At 41.2% G+C, this 23,720-nt stretch carries 22 protein-coding genes and 2 pseudogenes; 8 read left to right on the top strand and 16 right to left on the bottom strand.

Going from position 1 to position 23,720, the window contains the following annotated elements; translation table 11 throughout:
• The first annotated feature begins 4 nt into the window (after positions 1 to 4).
• Positions 5 to 404, top strand: a pseudogene (locus tag ABD930_RS00755) (UDP binding domain-containing protein).
• 11 nt (positions 405 to 415) lie between these two features.
• Here ABD930_RS00755 and ABD930_RS00750 read toward each other — a convergent pair.
• From ABD930_RS00750 to ABD930_RS00730, 5 genes and pseudogenes are all read right to left on the bottom strand, one after another.
• Positions 416 to 571 (bottom strand): annotated as a pseudogene (locus ABD930_RS00750) (IS66 family transposase); the annotation flags it as partial.
• Positions 572 to 811: 240 nt separating this feature from the next.
• On the bottom strand, positions 812 to 1,957 hold the full coding sequence (locus ABD930_RS00745) for an RCC1 domain-containing protein (RefSeq protein WP_345229756.1): 1,146 nt from the start codon (positions 1,955 to 1,957) through the stop codon (positions 812 to 814).
• Between the two features lie 362 nt (positions 1,958 to 2,319).
• Positions 2,320 to 3,843, bottom strand: a complete 1,524-nt coding sequence (locus ABD930_RS00740) for a capsule assembly Wzi family protein (protein WP_345229755.1) — start codon at positions 3,841 to 3,843, stop codon at positions 2,320 to 2,322.
• Positions 3,844 to 4,177: 334 nt separating this feature from the next.
• Positions 4,178 to 5,728, bottom strand: a complete 1,551-nt coding sequence (locus ABD930_RS00735; RefSeq protein WP_345229754.1) for an oligosaccharide flippase family protein — start codon at positions 5,726 to 5,728, stop codon at positions 4,178 to 4,180.
• 54 nt (positions 5,729 to 5,782) lie between these two features.
• Positions 5,783 to 6,013, bottom strand: a complete 231-nt coding sequence (locus ABD930_RS00730) for a helix-turn-helix domain-containing protein (protein WP_345229762.1) — start codon at positions 6,011 to 6,013, stop codon at positions 5,783 to 5,785.
• A gap of 162 nt (positions 6,014 to 6,175) precedes the next feature.
• Between ABD930_RS00730 and ABD930_RS00725 the strand changes: the two genes are divergently transcribed.
• On the top strand, positions 6,176 to 7,162 hold the full coding sequence (locus ABD930_RS00725; RefSeq protein ID WP_345229753.1) for an RpnC/YadD family protein: 987 nt from the start codon (positions 6,176 to 6,178) through the stop codon (positions 7,160 to 7,162).
• A 14-nt stretch (positions 7,163 to 7,176) separates the two neighbouring features.
• Here the strand turns inward: ABD930_RS00725 and ABD930_RS00720 are convergent, their stop codons facing one another.
• Genes ABD930_RS00720 through ABD930_RS00710 form a run of 3 tightly spaced genes read right to left on the bottom strand, consistent with a single transcriptional unit; the run spans position 7,177 to position 9,178 of the window.
• Positions 7,177 to 7,377 (bottom strand): hypothetical protein, encoded by a 201-nt coding sequence (locus ABD930_RS00720; RefSeq protein WP_345229752.1) that lies wholly within the window; start codon positions 7,375 to 7,377, stop codon positions 7,177 to 7,179.
• Complete coding sequence (locus ABD930_RS00715) at positions 7,370 to 8,770, bottom strand: Fic family protein (protein WP_345229751.1); 1,401 nt, start codon at positions 8,768 to 8,770, stop codon at positions 7,370 to 7,372. Before ABD930_RS00715 ends, ABD930_RS00720 begins: the two co-directional genes overlap by 8 nt.
• A 9-nt stretch (positions 8,771 to 8,779) precedes the next feature.
• Positions 8,780 to 9,178 (bottom strand): helix-turn-helix domain-containing protein, encoded by a 399-nt coding sequence (locus ABD930_RS00710; RefSeq protein ID WP_345229750.1) that lies wholly within the window; start codon positions 9,176 to 9,178, stop codon positions 8,780 to 8,782.
• A 36-nt stretch (positions 9,179 to 9,214) separates the two neighbouring features.
• Here ABD930_RS00710 and ABD930_RS00705 point away from each other — a divergent pair, with 36 nt between their 5' ends.
• On the top strand, positions 9,215 to 9,640 hold the full coding sequence (locus tag ABD930_RS00705; RefSeq protein WP_345229749.1) for a hypothetical protein: 426 nt from the start codon (positions 9,215 to 9,217) through the stop codon (positions 9,638 to 9,640).
• 263 nt (positions 9,641 to 9,903) lie between these two features.
• Positions 9,904 to 10,299, top strand: a complete 396-nt coding sequence (locus ABD930_RS00700) for a hypothetical protein (RefSeq protein ID WP_345229748.1) — start codon at positions 9,904 to 9,906, stop codon at positions 10,297 to 10,299.
• A 100-nt stretch (positions 10,300 to 10,399) separates the two neighbouring features.
• On the opposite strand, the gene ABD930_RS00695 is transcribed toward ABD930_RS00700, so the two are convergent.
• The 4 genes from ABD930_RS00695 to ABD930_RS00680 form a co-directional block, all read right to left on the bottom strand.
• A complete protein-coding gene (locus ABD930_RS00695; RefSeq protein ID WP_486348633.1) occupies positions 10,400 to 10,879 on the bottom strand; it encodes an Abi family protein in 480 nt (159 codons plus the stop codon).
• Positions 10,880 to 11,501: 622 nt separating this feature from the next.
• Positions 11,502 to 12,710, bottom strand: a complete 1,209-nt coding sequence (locus ABD930_RS00690; protein ID WP_345229746.1) for a PDDEXK nuclease domain-containing protein — start codon at positions 12,708 to 12,710, stop codon at positions 11,502 to 11,504.
• Between the two features lie 196 nt (positions 12,711 to 12,906).
• Positions 12,907 to 13,284 (bottom strand): hypothetical protein, encoded by a 378-nt coding sequence (locus ABD930_RS00685; protein WP_345229745.1) that lies wholly within the window; start codon positions 13,282 to 13,284, stop codon positions 12,907 to 12,909.
• A 293-nt stretch (positions 13,285 to 13,577) separates the two neighbouring features.
• A complete protein-coding gene (locus ABD930_RS00680) occupies positions 13,578 to 13,808 on the bottom strand; it encodes a helix-turn-helix domain-containing protein (protein WP_345229744.1) in 231 nt (76 codons plus the stop codon).
• 831 nt (positions 13,809 to 14,639) lie between these two features.
• Here ABD930_RS00680 and ABD930_RS00675 point away from each other — a divergent pair.
• The 3 genes from ABD930_RS00675 to ABD930_RS00665 are packed head-to-tail and all read left to right on the top strand — an operon-like array spanning position 14,640 to position 20,066.
• Complete coding sequence (locus tag ABD930_RS00675) at positions 14,640 to 15,428, top strand: TlpA family protein disulfide reductase (RefSeq protein ID WP_345229743.1); 789 nt, start codon at positions 14,640 to 14,642, stop codon at positions 15,426 to 15,428.
• Positions 15,429 to 15,437: 9 nt separating this feature from the next.
• Positions 15,438 to 18,668, top strand: a complete 3,231-nt coding sequence (locus ABD930_RS00670) for a SusC/RagA family TonB-linked outer membrane protein (RefSeq protein ID WP_345229742.1) — start codon at positions 15,438 to 15,440, stop codon at positions 18,666 to 18,668.
• A gap of 12 nt (positions 18,669 to 18,680) precedes the next feature.
• Positions 18,681 to 20,066 (top strand): RagB/SusD family nutrient uptake outer membrane protein, encoded by a 1,386-nt coding sequence (locus ABD930_RS00665; protein WP_345229741.1) that lies wholly within the window; start codon positions 18,681 to 18,683, stop codon positions 20,064 to 20,066.
• A 54-nt stretch (positions 20,067 to 20,120) separates the two neighbouring features.
• Here the strand turns inward: ABD930_RS00665 and ABD930_RS00660 are convergent, their stop codons facing one another.
• The 4 genes from ABD930_RS00660 to ABD930_RS00645 form a co-directional block, all read right to left on the bottom strand.
• On the bottom strand, positions 20,121 to 20,504 hold the full coding sequence (locus ABD930_RS00660; protein WP_345229740.1) for a hypothetical protein: 384 nt from the start codon (positions 20,502 to 20,504) through the stop codon (positions 20,121 to 20,123).
• Positions 20,505 to 20,616: 112 nt separating this feature from the next.
• On the bottom strand, positions 20,617 to 21,219 hold the full coding sequence (locus ABD930_RS00655; RefSeq protein ID WP_345229739.1) for a MauE/DoxX family redox-associated membrane protein: 603 nt from the start codon (positions 21,217 to 21,219) through the stop codon (positions 20,617 to 20,619).
• Positions 21,220 to 21,371: 152 nt separating this feature from the next.
• Positions 21,372 to 21,953, bottom strand: a complete 582-nt coding sequence (locus tag ABD930_RS00650) for a Crp/Fnr family transcriptional regulator (RefSeq protein WP_345229738.1) — start codon at positions 21,951 to 21,953, stop codon at positions 21,372 to 21,374.
• Between the two features lie 81 nt (positions 21,954 to 22,034).
• Entirely contained in the window at positions 22,035 to 22,424 is a 390-nt protein-coding gene (locus ABD930_RS00645) for a hypothetical protein (protein WP_345229737.1), read from the bottom strand.
• Positions 22,425 to 22,797: 373 nt separating this feature from the next.
• Between ABD930_RS00645 and ABD930_RS00640 the strand changes: the two genes are divergently transcribed.
• Positions 22,798 to 23,676 (top strand): LytTR family transcriptional regulator DNA-binding domain-containing protein, encoded by an 879-nt coding sequence (locus tag ABD930_RS00640; RefSeq protein WP_345229736.1) that lies wholly within the window; start codon positions 22,798 to 22,800, stop codon positions 23,674 to 23,676.
• The last annotated feature ends 44 nt before the right edge of the window (positions 23,677 to 23,720 follow it).

The following is a 23,720-nucleotide window of genomic DNA, read 5'->3' as shown; positions in this document are numbered from 1 at the left end:
TGTGATGAACGACCACCAGAAGCGTCGCTTTGCGAACAAGATCATCCGGAAGCTGTACAATACGGTTAACGGGAAGAAGATTGCGTTTTTGGGCTGGGCGTTCAAGAAGGACACGAACGACACGCGTGAGTCGGCAGCAATCTATGTGGCTGACCACCTGCTGTACGAGCAGGCGCAGCTGTCGGTTTACGACCCANGTAAAGGTGGAGGAAGATGCGTACGAGGCTTGCCGGGATGCGCATGCGATAGCGGTACTGACGGAATGGGACGAGTTCAAGGGGTATGACTGGCAGCGGATCTATGATAACATGCTGAAGCCGGCCCATGTGTTCGACGGTCGCAATATCCTAGACAGGAATAAACTGGAAGCCATTGGTTTTAAGGTAAGCGCAATTGGAGTCTAGTCGTTTCTGAAAATCACGCTATAAAGTAATCCTGCTCCCGGTATGCCTTTATCGATTACGCGCTCAGGAAGCACACCGATCTTTACACCATCACCGTTTTTAGCGGCATATTTATATCGGATATAGCGTTTGATATAGAACCTGGCCGGTTCACATTCTAATTCTTCGCCATAAACGGATAGTTGGGTTTTGAAAAAGACATTGCTTTCATATGCTAATTCATACCTTTCAAGTTTTACATTAGGTAGTTCTGCATATTTAGTGAGTGGTTTGGGAGGAGTTGAACCATGGAAAGAAATCTCTAAAGAAGTTTGGAGATTTATACCTTGAATAGCATTTTATTAGCAGGGGTTATTTACTTCATATTATAAATAACCCCAGTGTGCTAGCAATTAAATAAGTGATTATTAATCTTCTAGTTCTATTAATACGGGTTCAGTAAATTTTTGCTGTTCACTAGGCGATAACTGATGATGGCTATTGTCGCCTACCCCCCAAATTTTTCCATCTTTTACAAACAATGAATATCCATCTCCGGCTGAAATCAATGATGCTTTCCCAAAATTTGATGCAATGAACACATTGGTACGCATTGTTGTATCTTCAATTCCCAATTGACCATCAAAATTAAGTCCTGTTACCCACACAGTGCTATCACTTTTAATGACCATACTATGAAATAGGCCAGTAGAAACTTGTAGAATATCTGAAATCACGTAGGTGGACTTTTTCACATCAATTGGAGCATCAGGTCCGAGCCCAAAACATCTGGTGTTATAACCTCTTACCCAAAGCGTATTGTCATTCTTAATCATCATACTTGCTAAGCCATTGGCATATATATTTCGTACATCACGCTCAATTACATAAGGGTGGCTCACAAGTTTGTAGGTATATTCATCCTCATTCACACCTTCTACCAATGTGTCTATTCCCATTTTATAGGTGTCTCCATTGGTTTTGAGAAATAAAGTGTGAGAACCTGAGTTAGAAACGTCACTGACATCCTCACTAATCAAAGCAGGAGTTTTCTTGTTATAAATATCATCTGGAATCCCTAACTGGCCGTAATCATTTCTTCCGGTACCCCATAATTTTCCGTCCTCAGTAAGGAAAAAACTAGTAGATCCACCGGCAGAAATCGTTTTAACATTTTCCACCTTGCTCTTAACTGGTATCAAACTACTGTTAAAATCTGTACCGTCACCAAATTGTCCACTATGATTACTCCCCACACCCCAAACGGTACCATCTTTCTTTAAAATCAATGTGTGGGCAATTCCAGAGGCCACTTCTTTTACATCGCTCATTATTTTAGTGGGCGTAGTGATATCTTCAGTAGAATTATTTCCGAGCTGGCCCGATGAATTTTCCCCAACGGCGTACAAATCACCATTGTCTTTGAGGAAGAAGCTGTTGTATTCCCCGGCAAGGATCTGTACAATCTGATCATCACCCTCACCCTCGTCGTTGGGTGGCAATGGATTTATCTCGTCTGTGCAGGAATACAATATTGTAAAAAAAATCCAAAAGTAAAATGATTTGTTTTTCATGGCTATAATTAATTAGTTATCAAATTAATTAGTTAGATATTTACCGCAACAATCGTGCCCATAGTAGATAACCATCTGTTTGTTTTTATTTTCGATAAAAATGTATATAGAATCCTTACTTGATATTCTTAGTGATATTTTTAGTAAAGTTACGGAAGGTTACGTTTGAGTGCGATTTATACTAGATATGTAACCTTAATTATCAGACTTAGGTCGAGGGAAAGAAAACAGCTAACTAATTCAGATTAATCAAAATTTAAGCGAACTTAAAAAATAAGAAAAGCTTGTAAAGAAAATGATAGCTCATCAACTAACTAAATAAATTCAAAAAATTTTTTAGCGGCTTTTTTGAAATGACGATTTTAATAGCAGAACTCCTTTGTTATTTTCAGAAAGCCTCCAACACTATTGTCCAATAATTCGCCTCGATCTATTGCTATTGCTCCGCCAGCCGAAAACCCATTCTTTAAATGTTTATTGATTTCTAGATAAGTGGAAAATTGGTTTACGGATTTAAATATTCCGTTTACTGGAGAATTGAAACCACTTCCAGTAGAAGATCCAGTTTTACTTGTAGCGAACGTTCCATAGTTTTTAGAGTAACTCATTTTTCCTAAGAACCACCACGATTGATAACTAAATTCTGCTCCACCATGTAGTGCTATAACCCGATTATTAATAAAATACTGGCCAGTACTAACTTGTCCATCTTTAGCAAAATGCCGTGGCGTAATAAATGGTGTCCCCAAGCCTATGTCTTGATAAGACCAACCTTCGGTGTAATAAGCATTGTTATAATAATCCTCATCGCCAGATGCCGTAGGCTTTGACCATTTTTCACCGGCCTGATTTTTGGTGTAGAGAAATTCGAACAGCAACTTCTTCCATTGGAAGCCTTGGTTAGGATCAGTCCGATACATACGGTTCGTAAGGGCAATACCATTTAATCCATCGCGAATATTGGCCAGCTTAGCAAGTGCGCCTACATCGTAAATATTTTGTCGATAAGCTAACAGGCTTACTTGATCAAAGTCATATTGAAAACCAATATCCACGGAACCCAATTGATTACCTATTTTGGTATAGCCTGTGCCACCGCCGAACTTGTATACTTTACCTATAGCTACGTAATAGAACGACTCGATTGGCGATAACCCAAAGTTTTTCCCATAAATCGCTTTTTCATTGCCCCAATAGGCTTCATGATTGATGCCTAAATATACCTTGGCTCTCCAGTCTGCTTTACCAATACGCCCATAAAGAGACGTTTGGTGAAAATAGGTAGGCACACCATCTTCAATATAGGGATTATTCGGATCGGCAAATTGGCTTTTGAGAAAAGGCATTCGCCCAACCCAACCGTGGGCAATGTTTCCTTTAATAGCCAATAAGCCATCAAATATGGGTAATGTATAGTAGTTAGGGATGGACAACTGTACCTTTGGAATACCGAGCGCATTTCCGGAGACGGCAAAATTACCGGAACTTAGTGTAGTATCGCCATTCAGTCCCATAACATCTTTGCTACGACCGACCTTGAGTTCGAACATGGCTAAGCGGACTTTTCCATAGGCTTCTAACAGCAAAAATTGGCCACGGTTACCGCCATTGACACGACCTTCGAAACCGGCTCCCCAATCGAATAGTTTTCCGCCTTGTTGATAATCGCTGGTATATCTCTTGGTTCCGTTAACGATAAAGCTACCCGAAGCGCCATCTAAGGGGACTGATCCAAATTGATTGGATCGGAGCCAAAAAGGAACATGTTGCGTTGAAGTGACACCAGCCTGCGCCTCTAGTTTTACCTGATAAAGCGAGTCTTGAGCGAATGATGAATGGGTTAAAACCAAAAATACACCTGTAACGAAAATGTTTCTTACGATCATGATAGTATAACGAAGTAAAATTTTAAATATTTTACCGAAAATGTTAATGAATTGTTATGTTTTTATTGTTTTTGTTGGTAAATATTTGTATTATGTATATAATAATTCGCAAAATGTGAAATTTTTACACAGTATAAGTTGATTATGCTTATATGGGGGTGATGAAAAACATTTTTTCTATATTATCTCCATATATCAATTGTGATTTCGTGTTCAATTCTTGTGCTCTTGCCGCATAAAAAAAACAATTAATACATGAATAGAATGTTGAATAACTGGATTTGATGGTAAGGACTAGTTAATTTGGTCTCTCGATACTTGTAATAGTAATTACTCACGCATGCACTGCTTCTGAACGTGCCTTTAGCTTGCTCTTTGCGCGTTTAAAAAAAGAATTAACCAGCACTTTTTCATCGCTACATAATCCAAAGAAATAAATACTGAATAGGAATAGCAGTCCGGTAAGTGGGACACTAATTAAAAAGCGGTAGGGATGGTGTACATAGGTTACGAGTAAAAATCCAGTTAAAACAGAAATTGCTGTTGGCAAAAGCTCCCTGCCGATTACCCTGGATAGGTATAGGCGGATAGACAAACCACCCAAGCGTTTGACGAAATATAAACGGAGTACACCGGCTATCAATTCTACACTTGCGTAACTGACAATGACCGAATATACCGGGTATTGGAGACGTAACAAAACGTAAGCGATAGGTAAATTTAACAACAGCATAGAACCAACGACGATCTGATAATATTTAATAGTACCAATGGCTTGCGCCGCGGATTGCAGACCAATGGTCAATTGATTAAAAAGCGTTGCTACTAAAATTAATTGGCAAAAAATAAGTGTGTAAGGTGGAACATTTTTGAGCCATAGTTGTAAGATGGTCTTCATCTCAAAACAGGCTGGTATAGCAACGATGGCTAACAAAAAATAGCCAAATTTACTGGCCATCATAGCCAAGCGCAACATCCGATCCCGGTCATTAGCGCCTTCACTTTTCATGATCTGGGGATTCAGTGCGCGTAGTAAAGTTGCTGAGAAAAAATTAAGCTGGGTAGCTACCTGATTAGCTATACCATAAGCCGCATTAACAACTGCCCCTAAAAAAATATTCAATAATACAGCCATCCCTTGTGATCGGCCTAAGCCGCTTAGTGTACCGAACAGATTCCAGCCAGCAAAGCTAGCCAGCTCCTTTAATAAGGTTCGGTCACGGTTTGCACGAGTACCCGTTAAAGAACAACTATCGTACTTCCGCAAGCAATAGCTGGCATACAATAAAAAGCTCACGACGCTTACCATGGCCATTAAGCCACCATAAACCATTAATTTGTCATAAGCGACTATACTTAACACCAGCGCAATGGCTAATTTTAATAGGGTTTCGATCACATTTACAACAGCCACCCACACCATATTTTCGTGTGCAATCAGCACCCCATTAAAGGGTACCACAACGACGTTAAAAAAAACCGTTACCGCCATAAACTGATACACAAATTGGGTGGCAACTAAGCGATTAGCCGGAATATTCAAAGTGCCTTTAAACAGAAAAAGTCCGGCTACTTCTAAACCCAAGACCAATACCACCGCTATACCCAAGTGCAATAACAAACTGTTACTGAACACTCGTTTTTGCATAGCCAGATCTCCTGTACCTTGTGCAAAGGACAAAAAGCGTTGTGTAGAAGAAGCCATGGTGGTGTTCAAAAAAGAGAGCATCAGCACAATACCTGCTACTAAGTTAAACAACCCATAGTCTGTGCTGCCCAATACGTTTAATACAATACGGGTAGTATAGAGTGTTATCCCCGTTGTAATTAACATTCGTAAGTATAGTACGGAAGTATTAAGAGCTACTCTGTTAGCGGCATGCATGGATATTGTCTATGTATTTTGTGTTGTTTCTTATGCCGCTAATGTATATAAAAATCATGCCGTTATTTTTAATGCATAAGTTGCAATTATCATAATCAATAACTGGTTCAATTGCAACGGATCAACATTCAAAAACTCCGCTACACCCTGAATGATTTCAACGGTTATTTTGTTTTCACCACGTTCGTATTTGCTATAGTTCGCTTCGGTCATGCCCAAGTGTTCGGCCACTTTCAGTAGCATCTTCTCCCTGAACTTGCGATGCTTGGCAAAGTTCCGGCCAATGGTTTTATTTCAAGTACAGTAAATTGGTTTTATTCGTTCGGTTCAGACATCAGTTTAGTGTGCTGTTCATTTTGTTCATGCTCTCCAATAATCCAAAGGAAGTTCTCGCAAAGAGTATCTTTGTAATAAAGACCGAGGCGCGAAACTAAATCTTTATAATACATGACCAAAAAGAAGCCTTCCGTGAGAAGTGTTGATGATCCACTATGGAAATCCATATTGGAACAGACCTTTGCTCATTTCCTCACGTTTTTCTTTCCAGAAGCTGAGGAAGTATTTAGGTTGGATAAGGGTTTTGAATATCTGGATAAGGAATTTGAAACACTTTTTCCACCGGAGCCGAATAATAAGGGCGTTCGATATGTAGATAAGCTTGTCAAGGTACATTTAATGGAGGGAGGCGAGCAGTACGTTCTGTGCCATATCGAGGTACAGTCCAAAAAAGGCAAAGGCGATCTTCCCGTTCGCATGTTTGAATACTTTTACAAGATATACGATAAATACAAGGTGCCGATAACCGCCATCGCTATACTTGCTGATGGGAATAAGAACTATCACCCGGCAACCTATGCACAACATTTTATGGGGACAAGGCTTACCTATGAATTCAATAGCTATAAAATACTTAAGCAGAATGAAGGCCTGTTAAGGGCAGATTCAAATCCCTTTGCCGTGGTGGCACTCACAGCGCTAATGGCCATTAAACATCGGGATAGTAATGACGAACAGTTGAAGAGCATCAAGCTCGACCTTTATAGTGAAATGATGAAACGGAAAATGGAAAGGTCTGTACGACAGGGTATCTATGATTTTCTTGCCTATTATGTGCGATTTGAAAATCCGGATATATTGCGTAAATTTGAAGAGGAAATACAACAAAACCAAGGAAGGAGTACTACAGTGGGAACAAGAGAGTATTTATTGGAAAAAGCAAAAAATGAGGGTGTAATCTTGGGCGTTAAAACCGAACGCGCTAACGCTGAAAGACTGTTAGTTGAAGAACGCAAAAAGATGGAATCTAAAAACTACGAATTTGTCCGTAACCTGATTTTGGATTTTAACTTCACTGACGAACAGGCCGCAAAGGCTTCTCAAACTTCTATTGACTTTGTGCAAAAAGTCCGTGCGGAATTGGCTGGGAAAAAGTAGGAAATAGATTCTTTTTATTTTTTTTGCTTTTTTAATGCCTCTATTTCTTCTTTTAGCCACTGATTCTCTTGGTATTGTTTTGTGTATTCCTCTTTCCAGAAATCACGATCTTTTTTCATTCCTTCAAGCGTATGAATTGGTTGGTTACCTATCGAGTACTCGTTAAGCATTTCTGGAAAGTCGAGTGTAGATTGGAAGGTCTGTATGTTATGCAATCCCGTCGTTTGTAGATTGTTTGATACCGATAACAATTATTTTCAGAAACTTGTTACCTAATTCCCTTAAATCGTTTTCGGAGAGTTCAGCATCATAAAGAAAAGGGACCTCACGCTGTTTTTTGTCATTAAGATATAATTTGATGGTATAATGAGTTGTTGAAAAACTGAGCGTATAAGAAAAGTTGAGCGGTTTTTCACTTTTTGCCCCCTTCAATCCGTAACAGCGGTATTTCCAGGTAATATTACTAACAGGAGAGGTATAGAGGTTCCGGCCAAATACTTTTATATTTTCCGATGATTCCCTGAATCTATTTGTAATAGAAGACATGCCTTCAATTAGGGGATTGCTGAGTGCTTTAGCCAATGGGCTTTTAAGCTCATTATATTCTCGACCGTCGATATAAATCTGCTCTTTTATTTCATCGAATAACTCCTCCACTTCCTGTATCGCTTTAGTAAAAAAAGGCTTTATTTTTTCTTCGAAATAAGTAAATGTCTCTAGGATAATTTTTGGCGACTTCGTGGGATGCTCTTTTTTTAAATGATGTTTTAGCAAGGCCAGTTCCTTCAATGCATCATCTGGATCTTCAATATTTTCCCCTTTTGCACCGGCAATCATAATATCTAAAGAATGGACAAGGTTTTCAGCAATATAGTCTACAAAGACCTTGATGTTACCGGAGTCTGCCTGTTGTAAGGCGGAAAAATAGTTCGCTTTATCGTCGGTTTTGATAATTACGGGCGGGTATCCGGATTTCATCAAGATAAAGTTCATAAGAATACGGGCAGTACGGCCATTTCCATCGTCAAAAGGATGTATAAGGATAAACCGGTAATGGAATTCAGCTGCCAGAATAACGGGATTTACATCTTCCTCTCCGCTTTCTGCTCGGTACCACTCAAGCAGGTCATGCATTTTGGCTGGTGTTTCTTCCGGCGTAGCGAAACGAAACACTTCCCCTGTTTTTGTTAATACATGGTTCGGAGCGGTTTTGTATCGGCCAACAGCAATACGCCGCCTGGTGGGTTGCCCTTCCGGTGTGATCGCATCCACATCGTAAGGTTCTTTAAGAAGTAAGGTATGCAGTTCCCGGATGAAGCTCTCCGTTAGCGGATGATCTCCTTTAACCACATCCGTAACCCATTTTATGGCTTCATCATGGCCGGTAATCTCAAAATGGTCTTTTAATGGTTTGCCCTGAGCGGTAATCCCATGTAGAATAAGCGCTTTTGTCTCGCCAAAGGTTAGTGAATTACCTTCTAGGCTATTGCTGTTGTAATTCCAGTCTAACCTAAATTTTTGCATGATTAGCGCTTCTGCCTCGTTATTAAGAGGCCGTAAGCTATCTAACTCTTGCTTTAATAATATGGCTTGTTCAATGGGCTCCATTTTTGGATGTTATTTTTTGTTCTTTAATGCATCAATGAGTTCTATCCTAGCAGCCTGAAGTTGTCTTTCAAACATCTCGATCATCTCTTTTAACGGATTATGTACGTTTTCAATATTAGCGCTAATATTAGTGGCATTGACACCACAATTTTCATAAAAATTGTTTGTATTGTATAATACGTTTTCTTCGCTAAAATTCTTTAAGCCATCAAATGTAACTTCTAAAGCCTCAGCTATATCCTTAAGCTTTTCATCACTGATATTCACTGATTGTTCCAGTTTTGAAACAGCCTGTTTGGTAATATTTAGCTTTTCTCCTAAAGTAGTTTGTGTCCAACCCCTTAATTTCCTTATTCTTTCAATTTTTCTGCCCTTATGTAAAGAAAGAGTATTAGTTATAGTTTCCATAATAACTCGCTTGGTATTTAGTTATGTTGATTCCTGATGATTTTGAGCTTCTCTTTTTTACTGGCCAGCAGTCACTCATACCATTCAACGACTTTCTCCATAGGATTAAAGACTTGGTGTGATGCCTTTAAGATTTCTTATCTTCTCAATCTTTCTATTTATATGCCTGCTATTGGCGCTTTTTACTTCCACGCTATATTTTTCACAAAGGTATTAAAAGTCAACCTAAAAATAATAAAAATCAACCAAATATTTTTGATCTATATAGTGAAATACCTTTCTAATACAGTTGCTTGGGCTGCTCAGCAAGCAGCGGAAGAAGCTGCTGAACAGAAGAGTTATGAATTTGTTAGTGACCTACTTTTAGCAAATCGTTTTACTATAGCTGAAATTGCAGATTTTGCTAAACTTGACATTACTTTTGTGCAAAAAGTCCGCTCGGAACTGAAGGAAATAAAGTAACCTATAAATCAATGCAACACAGCCATTACTACGGCTTTTATGGCTTTCCGTTCATTTCAATCGGCTTCACCAGTTTGTAGTAATCATTCCTCCTGCTGTTTTATTAAAAGGTTCAGTGACAAAAGCAACAATCAACCCCATACAATAAATATCATGGAAACTTTTCCAATTCTATAACGGAATTATCGGGAGGAACAATCGATATGGGAATCACATATAAAAATACGTATATTGGTGTTTCCAAACTGTAAACTACCTGCAATATGGACGTAACCGATATCAGCATAAGGTTGAAGTATAAAATAAATTATTGGTTTTCATTAAAAGAAGAATTTGATACGTTGACTACTAAAAGGGATAAAACCAAACAGCGGATAATAAAAGAGACGAACAAAATAAAAGAAATCAACAATAAGGATAAAAGTGTTAACATTGAAGTCATTCAGCGATACGTCGACCTAGACAATTTATTAATCGATTTGGACAATAAATTAAACAATATCAATAAAGAGATGTACCATGTTTTCCAGTTGGTATACGATGTTATGTTACGGCTTAGAATCAAAACTATTATTAGCGTCGTAGATGGTAAAAAACATAAAATCTGTCTTGGTAAAGATTTTATGTTTACCAAAGAACCTTTAGCTCCCGTCAAGTGAAAGGCGAGATACCGGCATTTAGTTGTTTAACGGAAAAGTCTACTGAGGGATTAATAACCGGCATTTTGCTGTACAAGCCATGGCCTTTCCGGTCTGGCTTTTAGGAAGTGTGTTCTATAATAGCTTTACCAGAAAGGAAACAGATAGGTTCATGGTGAGCAATACGGTTTCTCAACTCATTGATTTTTCCTAATTGGTTGAATACATAGCTATGATTGTATTGAATAGCTGGTGTAGTGGTGGGTTTTGCAGGAAAAATCTTAAGTAATATTTTTCCACCAGCATGGAATTGTGGTTGGGCAAATAAGTAGCGCCAGAATCCAAAATCCATCTCAGCCAATAGCTTTGCCGGACTGTAGTGGGGTAATAGCCTTCGCATACTTAGAAGGATAATGTTCTTCGTATGCCTGCAATTAGTATTGTCAAATATACCCCCGGCTACAGAAGAATCGCGAAGCCAATCATAACCGTATGCTGTGCTGTATACTTGGTTGATTCTGTTCCTTAAAGCTATCTCGAAACAACTGATTACCGTAAATAGTTCCTGTGACAGCCTAAGGTTTTTACGATACAGTGTCATGGCCTTTCGGCTATTCCCGTCGCACGCATTCAGATACCTTATTATGCGTGGTTGAGAAAGGATATTTTCGAAATCATTGTATAACATCGTGGATTATATTTTGTTATATCAAAAAATAGTGTTAACCTTGTTTAAGATTATTCCCGTTAGCCCCTGAAGTAATTCAAGCTAGCGGGTTTCGTTTTTATATGGTTTGGGTATTATTGCTGCATCATTAATATTGCTTTCAATCAATTTTGCAAAAACAGGAGTAGAACTCACGAAAAATGATCTAGTTGAAAATCTTTCAACTGCGTTGCAAATTTCTTTTGTTTCATTAAATAAAAACATTGGTGATGCACTATGACCTTTCCTTCTCTAAAATACTTTTTGGGCTACTAGGATGTTTAGGGATAGGGCCTCAATTATTTAATTAGATTCAATCACTTTTAAGCTTTTCGTTGTCAATTAGAAGCCATATTTTTCTTCTCTTTTCTTAAAGGCTTCCTTTCCACCTTCAACAATCTCAGCGATATGTTCACGAATACCCATGCTTTTTAAAATTAGCAGCGTTTACAATGGCATTTACTTCCAATTTTGTGATATCGCCTTTTTTAAGTTTCAGAGACACCTAATGTTTAATTTAGTATTCATTATCAATCTTTCTATACTCCGCAGCTTGCTCCCTTAATACATTGTTCTCCCGTTCAATCTCTGCGATAAGTTCTTTCTCTGAAGGTAACTCCAGCAAATACTTGCTCACGAACAATTGTTGGTCGCTATCTGCAATGGCATACTCCACTAAGGCTTTGTTTTGGTTTGTTACCAACAGTAAACCTACAGGAGGATTGTCATCCTTCTGCATGATCTCCTTTTTATAATAGTTTACATATGTTTTTAATTGACCGATATGCTCATGCTTTGCCTCATCTACTTTAAGTTCTACCAGAACATGGCATTTCAATATTCGATGGTAGAAAACCAGATCAATGAAAAAATATTCGCCTCCGATCAGGATACGCTTTTGCTTTGCTTCGAAACAAAAACCGTGGCCCATTTCGAGCAGGAAAGTTTCCAGATGATCTAGAAGTGCTCTTTCGAGGTCGTTTTCATAAACAACATCTTTACTCTTGAATCCGAGAAATTCAAAGGTAAAAGGAGATTTAATGATGTCCTCCACGCTTACATGTTCGGCTTTCTGTTGGACGATTTTAGACAGTTGATCTGGGTTTTTACTTATTCCGCTTCGTTCATAATAAAGTGTGTTGATTTGCCTCTTTAATTCGCTTACACTCCATGCTTGCCTGATGCATTCCCATTCGTAAAAAGTACGTTTTACGGTATCTTGGATGGGAAGCAATTGAACGATATGAGTAAAGGACAGTTTTGAGAGGATTTGTTCCGGAACTACCAATTGTTTGTCGTCGCTTTCGAAGTCAGCAACTTGGTCTTGTTTCAATTCATCAGTCAGCGACTGATGAATTTCATTGTTCTGATTATCAGTTATTTGTAATTGGTCAGTCAGCGACTGACCAATTCTGCCAATCTGAATCCCAAGCTGTTTTAATGTAGCTTTTACAATTGAAAACAAGAGAGGATATGACGTGTAAAACTGTCTACAAAGTCTCAGGTTTGTCTCTGACAGGCCCTTAATTTTAACCGATGAAGCAAGATCGGAGAGCAAATGTTCGCCATATTTTGCCCTTTCTTCACCATGTTGCTCAAATTCAACAATATACAAGCCAATCAGCCAATTACGCACTGTAAGCGATTGGTTCACAGCTTTGAAGGCAGCACGCTGCAGACCATCGTGTGTGTCTTTTATGTTAACTACCAGCTTGTCAAATTTCATCTGTTCTAATGATTCTTCCCCTTATTTCCTCTACTCTTTGCTTCCTCATCTATAATAACAATCTCACGCTTCCGTGTCTAAAAAATTAGATGGTATCTCTTTAAGGCACCCTTTTATATCTAATTCTTTCAAAATTCTGTTGGGAAATGCCTCACAAGGACACAATCCGAAAAATAAAAGTATTTAGTTTGAAAATCTAAAAGTCATTCTTACTCATTTTATATTTTTCAGGATCACCCCAATACGTGTAGCAGTCTGCTATTAAGCTGTTTTCCCAAGCTTTGTCTTGCTTTAAACTTTGCCAATCTTCACCAAAAAGTTCTTCACATAGTTTATAAAAGCCATCTCCCTGCTCTCGTTTCCCATTTTTATGTGTTATTAAACTGCTAAGTGGGGGTCTTCCTTTACTATGTTCATGTATTGATATTTCTCCAAGCCATTCTCCAATACGTTTTCTGTGGTAATCATTATTAAAGTCTAAACCTAACTCTAAATGATTATTGAGCTGACTGTACGTCCAAGTCGTTCTCAACCTTGCAAGTTCGATGAGTTGTAGTCTAATTTCTTTTGTCATAATTTAGATTTGTTGTCGCACATTGTGCTAAAAAGCTCTCAATCTATCAACTATTTTCTGTGCCTTTCTACGGTTTCTCGTAATACGCTCATTATTATATAGAATGGTGTATAAGTTTATTCATTTGTCGATTGATTGATTAATCCTCGTTTTGTTTTGAGATCGCATTTCGCGACCTCGAACCCACTTATTTCATCTGCTTCTATTTTGCTTATTGACTTCTGCCTTTGTTTCTCCGTTTATTACAAAAGCTCCCACGACTATATTTTCAGATATTTGGGAGGGTAATTCATTTAATCTTCTTTTTTTATTAATAATTCCACATCAACCTCTAAGCCCTCTGCTATTTCCATTAATGTCGAAAACATAAAATCCTCCTTGCCATTTTCCATGTCACTAATTTTTGCTCGATCCAACTTGGCACTTTTTTCTGCTAGTTGTTCTTGTGTCAAATTAGCTTCTTTCCGTTGTTTTCGAATATTTTTTCCTATTCTTTTGTAGACACCTTTATGTTTTTCGATCATTTTTCTATAAGCTTTCGCTGTAGCAGTTGATTTTTTTTAAAATATATTTGTGGTTTTATTGCCACATTTATTCTTTATTATTATATTTGTGCAAGCGATTAGAAAATCACGGCAATTTTGCCTTGATGAACGATGTTTTCTCGACCTGTAAAAGACCAAAATGCTATCGAGGGAACCGTGAAATCGCCCCATGCTGTCCTGAAAAAGTTTCGTACTTTTGCAATAAAAGCATGTGGGTGGTCTCGCGTTAAGCTTTAGATAGCAAATCCATGCGTCTCAAGGAGGCGTAGGTGAAAGGGTTGGTCGCCCGCAGGTCTAAAGTGCGAGGCTACCCCTTGTTTATTTAAGGGGAATTATAAGAACTCAAATTAACATCGTTCAAATAAATTGTAAACAATTATGAGAACGATTGACACCAAACCAACAAGCTCTTTAACTCGCAAGTTCCTTGCGACGCAAACTCAACGTTACGGTCAGCCACCGGTATACCCTAGATCTCTTCAAAATCTAATAAAGAACATCATTGCCTCGCCTGAATAGGCGTTCCAGAAGATAAAACAGGCTGCGAATAGGAGAGGGGCTCATATAAAAAAGCCCTTACCCGAAATAGGCCATAAAAAAGCCTACATCTCAGTCTGTTGCCGATCCCAATGCCGTAAGAAAACATGTAGTTTGCTTAGGTTTGGAATAGGTACTTTTCTTTTGGTTATTGCAATTCACCCTAAAGATAGTGGCTTTCTAAAATTTTCACAAATAATCTTGCTTGTTTTCTTCGGCTTGGATGGTCGGTATAATAAATGTTCACTATTTATTTATTGATAATCAACCAAAATGAAGCAACATTTACGCTTAAGGGGAGAGCTATGCTCTTTTCACAACCACTTTAAAAATATACGAACCAAAGCTTTAAAGCTTTCTGCTTTGAGCTTTCCGCTCTTAAAACGGTTTACTTATAACGTACAACTAAAAAGGAGACCTTACACCTCATACCTTATACCTGCAGCTACCGCTGCAATGATTTTGTTCTGTGTTTGTTTGGCGCACGCCCGGCAGCAAGATGCTTACCGTATTACCGGTACGGTAGTGTCTGCTGCCACCGGCGTGGCTTTATCCACAGACTCTATTATTCCACTAAAAATAGGAGATACCATCCCCGAAGCGCTATGGAACCTGCCTTTACAGATAGTGAATCACCCCGAAGGGAAGGATACCATTACACTGAACGACTACCGCGACAGGAAACTGATCATCATTGATTTCTGGGCGAGTTATTGCCATCCGTGTATACGATCAATTGATAAGTTTGATACGATCCGTAGGAAATATACCTCCGAGCAGCTAATGCTGCTCCCGGTTCAGGTGTATGATCTGAAAGAGAAGGCATTGCCGTTCATAAAAAAACATGGCTGGCAGTTACCATCCATTGTTGGCGATACAATAATGAATAAAAAATACTTCAGGCGGTACATAACCGGTTTTGGCCTCGTCTGGATTGCCAATGGCCGCTTATTGGCCGTACCTGATCTGAGAAAAGTGAATGAAAGCCACGTGGAGCGGGCAATTAAACGTAAGAGGCTCGATAACATTAACCGTAAAGAACAACCTATTGATAATCCCTAGACCTTACCGATGAAAAAATTACCACTCATTGTTTTATTGATCATACTGACTGCGTGTAGAATTGCCATTGCGCAGATCCGCCTGACTGGAACCGTCACCGCACTGCAGACCGGCGAACCTCTGGTTGGCGCCAGTTTGCGCTTACAGAAACAAGGTGCCCATACAGCCACGGATGAGGTCGGGCATTTTGAATTGGCGTGGACGGGCCAGCAGGATACCCTGTTGGTTCGTTATCTTGGCCATCAAAGTAAGAAGATTGCCGTGAGCGCCAAAACGCAAACGCCCATGCAGATTGTTCTGGAAACCACCGGCAGTGTGCTGGACGAAGTGATGGTGAGCACGGGCTATTACCAGGTACCCAAAGAACGGGCAACGGGTTCCTTTGTGCACATCGATAACCACTTGCTCAACCGCAGTACGGCACCGAATATACTGCAGAGATTGGAAGGTATCGCCCCAGGGGTGCAGTTTGTCAATGCCAATGGTTCTTCGCCCTCGGATATCCGCGTGCGCGGCGTGGCCACCATAGAATCGGATGCTACACCACTCATTGTGTTAGATGGCTTTCCTTACGATCGCGGGGCGGCTGATAACCTGAACCCCATAAACAATATCAACCCCAACGATATCGAGAGCATTACCATATTGAAGGATGCCGCAGCGGCCAGCATCTGGGGCGCTCGGGCAGGCAATGGCGTTATCGTGATCACCACCAAGCGTGGGCGCTATAACCAGCGCACGCAGGTAAGTGTGAGTAGCAACCTTGTGGTGGGCGAAAGGCCTAACCTTTATTACGATCAGAACTGGCTGCCCAGCGATGCGGTGATGGGCATTGAAAAGGAGCTATTTGAGCGGGGCATGTATGCGGAAGAACCACAAATGGCCATACCCACCTATGTAGAATTGCTCATCAAGCAGCGCGATGGCTTAATCAGCGCGGAAGAGTTCGGTAGGCAGGAAGATCTGATGAAACAGACCGATGTGCGCAAAGAGGTGCTGCGATACCTCTATCAATCGGCATTGAACCAACAGTACGCATTTAATGTGCGGGGCGGGGGAGAGCGATACCATTATTACCTATCGGCAGGTTATGACAACAGTCGTAGCTATACAGTGGGCAATTCCTCCAAACGGCTTAACCTGAATGTACAGAACAGCTTCCAACCGGTAAAGAATATGGAAGTGACGGCCGGCATCTGGTACAGCAGGCAACAGGGCGAAAATAACGGGCTGACATTGAGTAACCTGAGTCCAAAAACTGGCTTCTCGGTATCGCCCTATACCCGTTTGGCAGATGAAAATGGAAATGCCCTTGCCATACCAAAGAACCGGCGCTACATCTATACCGAGGGGGCGGAGGCCGGAGGACTGCTCGATTGGAACTACCGGCCGTTAGATGAGATCGCCTTGGCGGATAATCGTATGCAGGGAAGCGAATATCGGCTCAACGCCAGTGTGAATTACCGTTTCCTAAAAGATTTCCGTTTGCAGGCCACTTATCAGTATGTCCAGGGGAATAGTACTACCGATAATTATTATGCTCCCGAAACCTATTTTGTGCGCAACTTGGTAAACCAGTATACACAGCCGGATGGTACGCAAATCATTCCGTACAATGGTATACTGGATGGCGGCCGTTTGAACGAAGGCATCAGCCAATCTGGCAGGGCGCAGCTAGACTATCACACAACCTTTAACAGCCAGCACGAGATCAGTGGCCTGGTAGGGGCAGAGATCAGGGAAACGGTAAGCAAGAGTGCGCCCGGTTACCGGATATATAATTACGATGAAGACCTGTTAACGGGCACGGCCACCTACAACTATCAAGATGTATATGCCATACAACCGGTGGGTTCAGCACGATTGCCTACACCCAGTACCGGGCAAAGCCGTTATACAGACCGCTACCTCTCTTACTTTGGAAACGCTGCCTATACCTACGGAAAGAAGTATACGCTCTCGGGTAGTCTGCGGTGGGATGGGAGTAACCTCTTCGGCGTTAAGACCAATCAGAAAGGTGTACCACTTTGGTCGCTGGGCGGGGCTTGGACGGCTAGCAAAGAAAGTTTTTATCCAATGGCCGATTGGTCGCCTTATCTGAAGGTAAGAGCCACTTATGGCAGTGCAGGCAATGTGAACAAGGGTATTGGTGTCTTTCCGATAATTTATCATTATACCGATGATAATACAGGTATGCCACAGGCAATCTTAAGGGGGGTAGGAAATCCTTCGCTGCGTTGGGAGCAAGTGAACACGTTGAATTTCGGGGTTGATTTTGCCTCACGTGGAAATAGGTTTTCGGGCAGTGTGGAGTTTTACGAAAAATACGCCAGCGACCTGATCGGTAAAGATTACATGGCGCCATCTACCGGAATATTTGAAGGTGCTGATTATGATTTGAGCAATAAAATCAATTATGCCAACCTGAAAACACACGGTTGGGATGTGCAGCTCAGCAGCCAAAACTTAAAGGGTAATTTCCGTTGGCAAACCGATGTGTTATTCAGTTTTGTGAGCAATAAGGTAACCAAATATAATACAGCAGAAGTAAAAACTATCAGCACTTATTTTACCGTACCCCCTCCGGCTATAGGCCGTTCCCGTGATGTCGTTTATGCGCTGCCATGGGCGGGGTTAGACCATGAGACGGGGATGCCACTGGTAAATTACAATGGTGGGTTAAGTATGGATTATGCTGATTATTACAATGGTTTCTCGGTAGAAAATCTTTTGGTAAAGGGGGTAACAGTGCCGCCGTATTATGGTTCGTTACGTAACACGTTTTCGTGGAAGGGGTTTCAGTTAAGCTTCAATCTAATGTGGAAAGCGGGATATGTGTTTAGGCGCAGTTCGATGGCAACTGGTGAAGAATACTATGGAGCGGTGGAGTTTTACCACATGGATTATTATAAACGCTGGAAAAAGCCAGGCGATGAGGTTTTTACCGATGTGCCGGCTTACGCCGCTGATTTCGATGCCTCTCGAATTTCGGTTTACAATAATTCGGAAGCGCTCATTACCTCGGGTAATCATATCCGTTTAAAAGATGTCACACTGAGCTATACTCTTACCCGGGAGCGTTGGCCACGATTACCTATCCAGAGCGTCGGCTTTAATCTGTATGCCCGTAATCTGGGCATTTTATGGAAGGCCAATAAGTATGGTATTGACCCGGATTATGCAAATGGCGGTTTTCCTGAACCTAAAAGCTGGTCGTTCGGTATTCAAGTAAACCTTTAAGAATAACATATCATGAAAATATTCCGATTTAGAATCTATTTATACTTTGCACTTTGTTGCATCTTGGCCATGTTCTCCTGTGGTAAAAGCTATCTGGATGTTAAGCGTAATCAGAGCGAAGTTGTTCCACATAATATCAGTGATTATCAGGCGCTATTGGATAAATATGATCTGATGAACCTCAAATCATGCTATAATCTTTCCATTGTGGCCGCTGATGAGTATGTTGTGCCTTTGGATAAATGGGAGACTTTGACCCATCCCGATCAAAAAAATGCTCATATCTGGGCAAAGGAGATTTTCGAAGGAAAAAGCTCTGATGATTGGGACGAAGCCTATAACCGGATACTGATAGCCAATATATCCGCAGATGGTGCCGAAAAAATTACACCGAACGAAATGGAGCACGAGGCATGGAGTACCTTGAAAGGGAATGCCTTTTTTTATCGTGCGTTTAACCACTATCAGCTGACCCAGGTATTCTGTAAACCGTATAACGCACAGTCGGCTGATTCGGATTTGGGCATTGTATTGAGAACGGAATCAGATGTCACGATTAGAGCAAAAAGAGCCTCCATTGCCGAAACCTATGCCCAGATCATAAATGATCTAGAAACCGCCAGCGAACTGCTTCCCGTAAAAGCCGTGATCAAGTATCGCCCCTGTAGGGCGGCAGCCTTTGCACTGTTGGCTAGGGTCTATATGCAAATGGATAACTATGGCAAGGCACTGGAATGTGCTGACAGCGCATGGGAATTGAACCATACTCTGATTGATTTTAATGAACTGGATACCGAACTACGTTATTCGTTTACCATTGATTACGAGAGCAACCCGGAAATTCTGTTTATAAGCAGTATTCCGAATCTACAGATTTTTAGTGCAGCAAGGTATAATATATTGCCGCAACTTTATGATTTATATGAGGATGACGATCTACGTAAACAAATCTATTTCTATCAAGATCCAAATAATGGATTATTGTTTAAAGGTTCTTATAAAGGAGGCGCTACGTTTTTTACCGGATTGGCAACAGACGAAATACTTTTAATGCGGGCAGAATGTAATGTGCGCGTGGGAAAGTTATCAACTGCCAGAGAGTGTTTAAACTTGTTGAGAGCATACCGATATACCAAAGAGGCGTATTCTGAGATAACAGAAGATAATAGGGAAAACTTGTTGAAAATAGCATTGGAAGAGAAACGAAAGGAATTGGTTTTCCGTGGCACAAGATGGGAAGATTTGAGAAGACTGAACAAGGATAGCCGGACGGCGGTAACGCTGGAAAGAAACTTGGACAAAACTGTATATAAGATTGAGCCGAACAGCCTCAGGTATGCTTTTCCAATTCCAGATAACGAAATGGATCTTTCGGGTTTAGTACAAAATGAAAGGTAATTAGATGAAAGGAGGTGGCATCTATCCACCTCCTTCTTTGTCTGGCAAACGCCCTTATTCTTCAGGCGCTTGTGCAAAACCTAGAATGGTAACGTTTAGGCTATCATTCTTGGCATCTTGAACAGTGCTAGGAACAGATGTGGCACTGGTTTCGAACTCAAGATGGGCATAACAGCGATCACCAGAATTCCCGCTTTGTGCACATCCGGTTTCGTCCATGCTGGGGGGAGCCTGTCCGGGAGTGTTGCTTAAGTTTTGATTAGACTCTTCCTCAGGGTCGGTACCGCTAATGGTAATTTCATACCATCCATCTGCCGGAGCCCTCCGGCTTTCAATAAATTTAAAAGACATTAACGTGATAGCAAAAGCTACCGCAAACATGCTTACGATATTGCCGTAAGTCATTTTTGATTTTATTTTTTTGAAGACTTTCTTCATGATAGGGTTCTTTTTTTTGCTAAAAAATGGAACCTCAAAAAACGTTGGTTAAGTAATTGGTGCTGTTCTTCATCAGGACTGCCAGCCGCCCGCCATACCTGCTAAACCTGGCTCAGCATCCATGGCCGGTAAATAATGTGCACCGCCTGCGCGGGAACAAGACAAACTTATGGGGGTACTTATGCTTAAACAAACGGGAAAGGGCAAATAGGTTAAAATAGTATAGGGTTTTAAACGGTTCGTCAACTTCGGGCGGTTGCTGTACGCTGAACAAATGGCGTATGGTTGTCTTGCTTGTATAATCGTTTTCGTAGCATAACAGAAAACCCAGTGCAGCTATGGCAGCATATAAATAATTAAAAACCAAGTGCTGCTTGAGCGACAGGTTTTGAATGAGCCCGCCACAGCCGCAGGGTAATTTGCCATAAAAACCCAGTAAACCAAAGGCGATGTATAGGGCAAATACCAGTAACAAGGCACAGGAGAAAAGAAAGCCGTAAATACGCCAGCGCTTCGTGAAAAACAGCAGGGCCAAAGCAGCTTCTGCCGGTGGCAAGAACCAGATGGCCAGTCCTTGCATCCAATGGGGAAGGGGCTGGCGGTGCATGCCCGATACAAAATCGCGATGGTCTGCCAGTTTATAAAAAACCACATATAGCCATAGCCCTAATACGGCCAAACTGAGTACCAAAACTAATTTTTCCCTTTTCTTCATGATCTATCCTTTCTTTTTCCAAACTGGCCATCATTAGCCTTTCAACATCCTTCTCGGCAAAGGGCTGGTATATGGAAATTTCGAATATTCCAAAGGTAAGGGGCATATCGATGAAAGATGCTCCAGAGCTGTTGGAGAAAATCTATCAACCCTTATTTTTGGTGTACATATTTTTGCTTTTGCATATAAAATGTCCCGTTGCTCATTTGAAGAAATATAGCCTGCTGGCGATTATTGGTGTGCTCAGCTATTTCAGCTAAGTTTTTTTGAAAAAAGCAATAACGGTCAAAGTTGTCTTTATATTGAAAAAGCTGTACATACTTGCGTAAGCGGCTAATCTGTTGCTGCTTCAGGATTTGCATGAGTTCGGAAATAGCGGGATAGTGCTGTTGGGCGAAGGCGATACATTCATTTGGAATGAGCAAGATAACGCTTTCTGTCCAAAACTCGATGATAGCCGTGTTCTGACGGGTACTGAAAGGATGTATCGTACCGGTAAAATAGCTGTAGGGAACGGCCAGCCAGCGGACGGTCTCTTTTCCATCGGCTTCTACATGAATGCCGACGGCTAAACCTTCTAAAACAAAACACCAATAGGGCTTTGGATCATCGTTCGGATAACTGAAAATACTGTTGCGCAGGTAATGCTTTACCTGGCAATGGGTGGCCATATAGGCACTCGCTTCTGGTGGCACGTGCATGTAGCGCTGCCAAAAGGTAAGTAATCTGTTCATGTTGTTTGGCGTATAACCCGCTCTGGTAGCAGCAGGGGGCTCCTACCTGCCGCTACCGGAGTGGGATTGTGTTGCTGCCCGCTACTGGTAAGAAATACTGAGGATGAGGGTGCTGTTTTGCCGCACACCGAGCGTTTCACTATAAAGATGCTGGGTGCTGCGGGACAATCCGTAAAGCTTCCCGACACCTTCGCCGGGATCCTCCTCCTCTTTACCCGTTTTGACGAGATTGACCGGCTGCTGCAGCGCAAACGATTCGGCCAGTTCGGCACTTAGCAACTGGGCAAAGGTGTCATCCATATTGGCCAAATCGCGTTGCTGCCTGTCGTTAAGGGTAAAATGGGCTAACACCCACTGCTGTAGGCTAGCCTGTAAGGCGTCAATCTCTACTTGTAGTGCTGCACGGTCCAGTGCATAAAGTTGCTGTAATAAGCGTTGTACGCCTAGGGCGTTGAAAGGTACTTTTTCCATAATGATGCTATTAAATGTGGTTTATCGTGGTGCACATCCGATTTCTCAAACCTAGAATGATGTGTTGGAAAATCGTTAAAAAGCAAGGTGAAATTTTAACGAAACGGCAAAATTTGAGCGTGAAAAAAATGAAATGCCTTTTTTTGCTTGTGAAAAGGAATGTAAAATGATACTTTAGCCGGACAGTTTTTATCGCTACCTATTGGTCCAACCCGGTGAATCCACCAGTTGGCAGACCGTTCAAGCAGGTAATCTTGTTTAATCATTTTCGGATGCTAACGAGTTCTTTTGCTCATGAATCCTATTAGGGTTTAATCATCAAAGGCTCCCTACTTGCGCTAGGTAGGCATCTGACAAAAAAACATAAAACCAGATGAAGTATAAACCTTTATCCCTTCAATCTCCCTCTTGGTATGCTTGGTGTGGCCGAATCGTCATCGCCATCTTTGCTGCGGCTTATGTCGTGTTGGTTCGTCAAACAGATCCCTTCCGCTTCTTTGCTAAACCTCAATTCTGGATCATGTTACTGGCCAGCACCATACTGGCCTTGGTAAGTATGGTGATCATTGAAATAACCAGTGTCTACCTCAATGAAGTACTGCCCTGGAAAGGCAAAAAATGGTATTTAACCTGCTTGCGCTTACTCTTGCAACTCATTTTGGCCTTTGAAATACCGCGTTTGCTGATCTTGTTTTCGGTAAAAGCGCTTTTAGGTACTCGTTTTTCGGATAGTGGCTACATGCAGTCAGAATATTACATGATGGTGTGGATGCTCATCGTATATAATTTTATTGTTGCTGGCATATTGATCGTTCTGGAAGATGATCGGGTATACCGGAAATACGGTCGATGGTCCATGTGGAAAAAAAGCAGGAATGATTGGTTGGAGGAACTGGAGCTAGCCGATGGTTTTACCCGGCGGATCATGCCACTGGAAGAGATAGTGGTGCTGCATAAACGAAAAGGGCTCAGTATGGCCTGTACGGCAGATGGAAACCAGTACACATTCTTTGAAACATTGGATAGGCTAGCAGAGTGCCTGAATCCGGAAAATTTTATACGCATTAACCGATGGACTATCGTGCACATGAAATGGGTTGATGGCCTAGAGCTGAAGGCGGCCCCTACTGTGCTATTTACGCAAGAGATTGCCGATCATTTTCCGGAGTCGGTAACAACAAGCCTGGAAATATCGGATACCTACCGCAAACGCTTTATGGAAACCTATCGAAAAAGAGTGGGTAAGGCTTAGGTTTCGCTTCTTATGGTTGTTCATTTTGTTCATTGTATATAATG

This window comes from Olivibacter ginsenosidimutans, assembly GCF_039542865.1.
Classification (GTDB): Bacteria; Bacteroidota; Bacteroidia; order Sphingobacteriales; family Sphingobacteriaceae; genus Olivibacter; species Olivibacter ginsenosidimutans.
Note: the sequence above shows the minus strand (reverse complement) of the source record. Positions and strands in the feature narration are given on the sequence as shown.